At 43.3% G+C, this 5,363-nt stretch carries 4 protein-coding genes and 3 pseudogenes; 5 read left to right on the top strand and 2 right to left on the bottom strand.

What is annotated here, in order from left to right:
• Positions 1-159: 159 nt before the first annotated feature.
• Both ACEYV4_RS09015 and ACEYV4_RS09020 read left to right on the top strand, forming a co-directional pair.
• Positions 160-660 carry a YbhB/YbcL family Raf kinase inhibitor-like protein gene (locus ACEYV4_RS09015; protein WP_373842960.1) on the top strand — a complete coding sequence of 167 codons (501 nt, stop codon included), beginning with the start codon at positions 160-162 and terminating at the stop codon, positions 658-660.
• Positions 661-2,061, top strand: a complete 1,401-nt coding sequence (locus ACEYV4_RS09020; RefSeq protein ID WP_373842961.1) for a hypothetical protein — start codon at positions 661-663, stop codon at positions 2,059-2,061.
• Positions 2,062-2,128: 67 nt separating this feature from the next.
• Here the strand turns inward: ACEYV4_RS09020 and ACEYV4_RS09025 are convergent, their stop codons facing one another.
• Complete coding sequence (locus tag ACEYV4_RS09025; protein ID WP_373842962.1) at positions 2,129-3,502, bottom strand: amino acid permease; 1,374 nt, start codon at positions 3,500-3,502, stop codon at positions 2,129-2,131.
• 357 nt (positions 3,503-3,859) lie between these two features.
• On the opposite strand from ACEYV4_RS09025, the pseudogene ACEYV4_RS09030 reads away from it, so the two are divergent.
• Positions 3,860-4,798, top strand: a pseudogene (locus tag ACEYV4_RS09030) (AAA family ATPase); the annotation flags it as partial.
• 8 nt (positions 4,799-4,806) lie between these two features.
• On the opposite strand, the gene ACEYV4_RS09035 reads toward ACEYV4_RS09030, so the two are convergent.
• Positions 4,807-4,881, bottom strand: coding sequence for a hypothetical protein (locus ACEYV4_RS09035; protein WP_373842963.1), 75 nt, complete (start codon positions 4,879-4,881; stop codon positions 4,807-4,809).
• Positions 4,882-5,037: 156 nt separating this feature from the next.
• On the opposite strand from ACEYV4_RS09035, the pseudogene ACEYV4_RS09040 reads away from it, so the two are divergent.
• Positions 5,038-5,154 (top strand): annotated as a pseudogene (locus ACEYV4_RS09040) (sugar ABC transporter ATP-binding protein); the annotation flags it as partial.
• A 71-nt stretch (positions 5,155-5,225) separates the two neighbouring features.
• A pseudogene (locus ACEYV4_RS09045) lies at positions 5,226-5,363 on the top strand (hypothetical protein); the annotation flags it as partial.

Genomic DNA, 5,363 nt, shown 5'->3' on the forward strand with positions numbered 1-5,363 from the left:
AGGATTAAAAGCCGTTGGCTAGGAACTAGCCTTGGTAAAAGAACGGAGTTCTGTAAGTTAGGTAGCGTGAATACACGTGCAAGATCCTAAATACTACTTCGTGTTCCCAGAAGCTCGGTCATTTATGACCGAGTAGTTCACTAGAAAGGAAGAACGAATATGCAATTGACAGTCCCAACGTCAAAAGACGGTTTCTTACTAGATAAGTATTCTAAGTATGCCCAAGTCAAAAGAGCTGGCCAACCAGTAATCTCTTTTCCTGTTAAAGTGACTGAAATTCCCCAAGCGGCAGCGGGCTTAGCTCTGTCTTTAATTGATTATGATGCGGTTCCCCGGACCGGTTTTCCATTTATTCATTGGTTGGCGGCTAACCTGCCAACGGAAAGCATTGCAGAAGATTTCAGTAGTACTTTTAAGGGGCCGCAGGGGATAAACAGTTGGAGTTCACGCTTTTATGACCAGGACGACCAGTACGTCATCAGTCACTATGCCGGTCCGATGCTGCCGGACAAACCGCACCGTTACACATTGACCGTTTATGCATTACGACGGCCGATGAACATTGCTAACCGTTTCTTTTATAACGATTTCCGTGATGAATTGGTCGATAATGTATTGGCTAAGGCAAGCTTGGTTATCAAAGCACGGGCATTTAAATAAGTGGTAAAAATGAAACTAGTGATGGTTAATAAAATCGAACGTGGACTGTTAATCTTGTTGGTTATCGGTAGTTTAGTGGGTCTAATTTGGCCTAAACAAACTGCCGGGGTCTTGGCGATTGTTTCTTTATTGGTGTTGGTAGCTGGCTTTCATCACCTTGGCACGGCATTTAAGTGGGCAACCGGGATCTTCTTTCTTCTCGGCTTGTTAATTGCCGTTTTGAGTCATTTTCCTTTTCTGATGACGTGTAATGCAATCAACTCGATGGATAATTTGATTGTCTTGCTAATCGTGATGCAGTTGTTTACGATGCCAATTACCATTGGTCACTATCAAGATTCGATTATTGCCTTGGTAAATGGAAAGTTGCCGACTAATCGGGGCTTTTTTGGCTTCATTATGCTAATTACTTTTTTACTTTCGAGTATTCTTTCAATGGGAACAGTTCCAATCATCTATTCGGTATTAGGGCCAACGATTAAACAACGACTGGGGGAAAATTACCAGCAATTTTCTTCAGTTGCGATTAGTCGCTCTTTTACCCTTGGCACCTTGTGGGCTCCTGGAGCGGCAACCATTTTCTTGATTAGCACGATTACCCGTGTCCCATTACAAAGATTATTTGCCCCAAGTTTTATTCTTGGTCTGCTCGGACTAGGCCTTGTTTGGCTAATGGAAGGGCATGCTTCTTACATGCAAGGCCGTGTTACTACTCAGCATGACCAAACTAATGTTAATCACTCCTTGGCTCGGGTATTGCAAATTGTCCTGGCGGTGGTGGCCCTGCTTACGATTGCTTTTACTCTTATTCATTTTAAGATAGGTGAAGCAATGATCGATGTTGCCATGGCCGGATTAATTGTTGTTTGGGGATGGGTAATGATCCTGCAACGTGCCGATACTAGTCATCGACAGACTAAGCAAGCTGCTAATGCCTTCCTGCAAAATGGCTTGCTTCGTGGTGGTGGTCTTGCCCCGTTCTTTGTGGCAATTGGCCTTTTTTCCAATGCCTTTGAGCATTCACCAATTTCCCGAATGATTGGTCAAGCAGTTTCACCTTTTATCATTCATTTATCATGGGGAGCGTTGATCTTGATCCCACTTTTAGTGGTACTGCTTTCTTTAATTGGTATTCACCCCTTGGCTTCGGTAACTCTTCTTGGCCAAGTAATGATGGGAATCCACTTACCATTTACCACTTTGGTACTGGCTCTAGGGTTAAATATTGGTAGTGTCTTGTCTTACACGATGTCACCATTTGCCGGGATCGTGGTGGTGATCGCCAATATTTTAGGGGTCAATTCAGCGACCGTGGCGTTGCGTTGGAACGGTCGGTACTGTATGATTTTACTAGTGCTGAGTTTGGCCTTTATTGCCACCTATACTGTGTTGGTTAGGTAAGGCCTCAAGTAGATATAAAGTAAAGCGCTTGGTAGTTTAATTGCTGCCAAGCGCTTTTAATAATATATTATTTTTTAACCCGAATATCCTTATGGTGTCGACTGTTCAAGGTTAAGAATAGCATCCATAGTAAGGTTACCGCCAAGGAAATGAAGGTCCCTTTTCTTAGGAGCATTGTAAAGGCTACAAAGGCAAAAAAGGCGAGCACAATGTAGTCTGAGAGCGGAGATAGTGGCATTCGAAATGAGCTCTTCTTAGGATATTTCTTCCGGAATTTCAGGTGAGTAATAATAATTGCTCCCCAAATAAAAAGGAAGCTCGTTGTCGCTACTGAGGAAATCAGACTAAAGGCTTTCCCTGGAACGAGGTAATTGAGGAATGATGATAAAGTAATCAGAATTGCGGAAAGAATGATCGCCAGGGTTGGTACTTGAGACCGCGAAATATGACTAATCATTCGAATGGCGGAGTGACGTGATGTGTAGGTCAAGCCAGCCAGCATCCGGCCAGTAGTGTAAAGAGCACTGTTACAAGACGAAGCCGCCGCAGTTAGAACCACGAAATTAACAATATTAGCGGCACCACTAATCCCAATATCCTTGAAGACCATCACGAAAGGACTGGTATGGGCATTGAGCATATTCCAAGGATAGATTGACATGATCACTGCTAAAGAACCGATGTAAAAGATGAGGATTCGAATCGGGATATCATTGATTGCCTTGGGCATTACTTCTTTGGGATCCTGCGTCTCGGCTGAGGTCATCCCAACCATTTCAATGCCGGCAAAGGCAAAGACAACCATCGGCAGTGAACGCAAAATATCGAGTCCACTAGTAGCAAAGAAGCCACCATGATCAACCAGGTTAGCTGGCGTTGCTACACCAGCAGAGGTGTGATAGTGGAAGACCATTAGGAAAATTCCAATCAGAATCAAAGCAATAATTGCCACAATTTTAATGAGTGCAAACCAGAATTCCACTTCACCAAAGGCTTTAACGGTGATTAAATTGACACACAAAAGGATGGCAATGGCAATCAAACCCGGCAACCACTGTGGACATCGGGGCAACCAGAGTTTGATATAGACGCCCATCGCGGTGAGCTCTGCCATGGCGATTGCAATCCAGCTAGCCCAGTAAGCCCAGCCGATCACATAACTGGCTCGGTAGCTCCAGTAGCGGTGAATAACCTCGACAAACGAGTGGAAATTGATGTCCGTCATCATCATTTCACCCATCGCCCGCATCATCCAGAAGCAAATTATTCCAGTGATGAAATAGCCTAATAGGATTGATGGTCCTGCATAGTGAATAGATTCACCGGAACCGAGGAATAGGCCGGTCCCAATTGCTCCACCAAGGGCGATCATTTGAACATGACGGTTGGTTAGTCCTCGTTTTAAATGATGAGAATCATTATTCGTTTGTTTTTTCTTCATTTAATTCCTTCTTTTATGAAAATATTAAAAGCATATATGATAATACTAATGATATTTTCATATTTATGCAAATATAGTAAACGAAATTAAGATTAATGACGGATATTGTTGAAATTATGAGTGCTAATAAAATTAGTTGGTCCTAAGCTTTTAGTAACTATTGAATTATCTGCTGCCTAGCATTGAAATTTAATAATCCATAATACGAAAATTTATTCATACCCCCTTTTAACCTTGTTTAGAGGAAGTTAATGTAATTGTTCGCATTTTTGCTTAACATTTCTTATTATTAATAAGTATGAATAATTAAGAAAGGGGTAAGTGATGATGGCGATTAAACAACCGTTGGCGGACCTGATGCGACCGACAACCTTGGACCAGATGGTGGGTCAGCGCCACCTTTTGGCTCCAGGCAAACCACTGTATCAAATCATTACTCAACATATTCCGATGAGTCTACTCTTGTGGGGACCACCAGGTTGCGGGAAGACAACTTTGGCCTATGTGATGTCAAAAACTCTTCAACTGCCGTTTGAAAAATTCAACGCTTCAATTCAAAACAAAAGTCAACTGCAAAAACTAGTTGGTAAGCACCCGACAGAAACGTTCGTCTTGCTTCTGGATGAAATTCATCGGCTGACGAAACCCATCCAGGATTATCTCCTACCTTATTTAGAAAATGGCCACATCCTGTTAGTTGGGACGACGACCGAAAATCCGGTTATGGCCATCCAGCCGGCGATTCGCTCGCGGTGCCAAATCTTTGAATTCCATCCGATCTCGGCAGACGAAATTGAGCCGGTTTTAGTTCGGGCAGCTCGGGACTATCTTCATTTTGACCTGCCCCATGACCAAGCCCATGCGATTGCCAATAGTGGTAATGGAGATGTCCGGGTGGCGCTGAATATTTTGGACACCCTTCACGCCATGCATCCAGATGAGTTGACAATGGTAGAAATTGAACAGTTTGCCCGTAACCAACACTTTGCCTTTGATAAGGATGCTACTAAGCATTATGACTATTTATCAGCTTTTCAAGATTCCATTGAAGGCTCCGATGCAGATGCAGCCCTTTATTACTTAGCTGTCATTCTGCAATCCGGTGATCTTGAATCAGTGGTCAGGCGGCTTAAAGATTCTGCCGCACTGGATGTTGGCTTGGCTGATCCCGAAAAGGTGAACCAGGTGATTAATTTAGCTAATACTGCGCTTGAGATCGGTCTCCCCCGGGCCAGTACTCACGTCGCAATGGCCACAATCATGCTGGCAATTGCTCCAAAATCCGATTCGGCCATGCAAGCCTACTATCGGCCAGGGATGCCTTCAAAGCGTTTCTTCTTTAAGATTCCTAGCTCTAAGCCATTACTTAATATTTTCAGCCCATCTAACTGTTACCAGTGAGAGCAGGAATAAACACGTGCTGCTTTCTAACTAAAACTCGCTTGGGCCAATCATTAAGTTCACTTGGTAAATTAAATTTATCTAAGATAGCTGCTACTAATTTCTTCTCATCTTTGAATAGTGCAAACTTATTTCTTAACCACGCTGCTGATATCTTAGGTTTGCAAGATTACTTAGATAAAAAACCAGTTGAACTATCTGGTGGTCAAAGACAGCGTGTTGCTTTGGGTCGGGCAATTGTCCGTGATGCCCAAGCGCCCTCCCACTGCCCCCGAACCCCTCACTCGCGAGCGCGTGCTTGCCGCGCTGCGCAAAGCCGGCGGTTAAAGTTGACAGCGATCTTCGTGGTTTTGTATTGATTAGTTGTCATAATTTAATTTTTAGTTTTGGAAAAATCGCGAATAACGGTGTTATAAAAAATTATTACCCTAAAGGTTTAAGGACACTGAAGAAAGGATAA

The organism is Limosilactobacillus sp., assembly GCF_041859915.1.
In the GTDB taxonomy this organism is placed as follows: domain Bacteria; phylum Bacillota; class Bacilli; order Lactobacillales; family Lactobacillaceae; genus Limosilactobacillus.

Bases quoted from the DNA above. Each gene is read 5' to 3' on its own strand.
- ACEYV4_RS09015 (WP_373842960.1), top strand. From the start codon at position 160: ATGCAATTGACAGTCCCAACGTCAAAAGACGGTTTCTTACTAGATAAG.
- ACEYV4_RS09025 (WP_373842962.1), bottom strand. From the start codon at position 3,502: ATGAAGAAAAAACAAACGAATAATGATTCTCATCATTTAAAACGAGGA.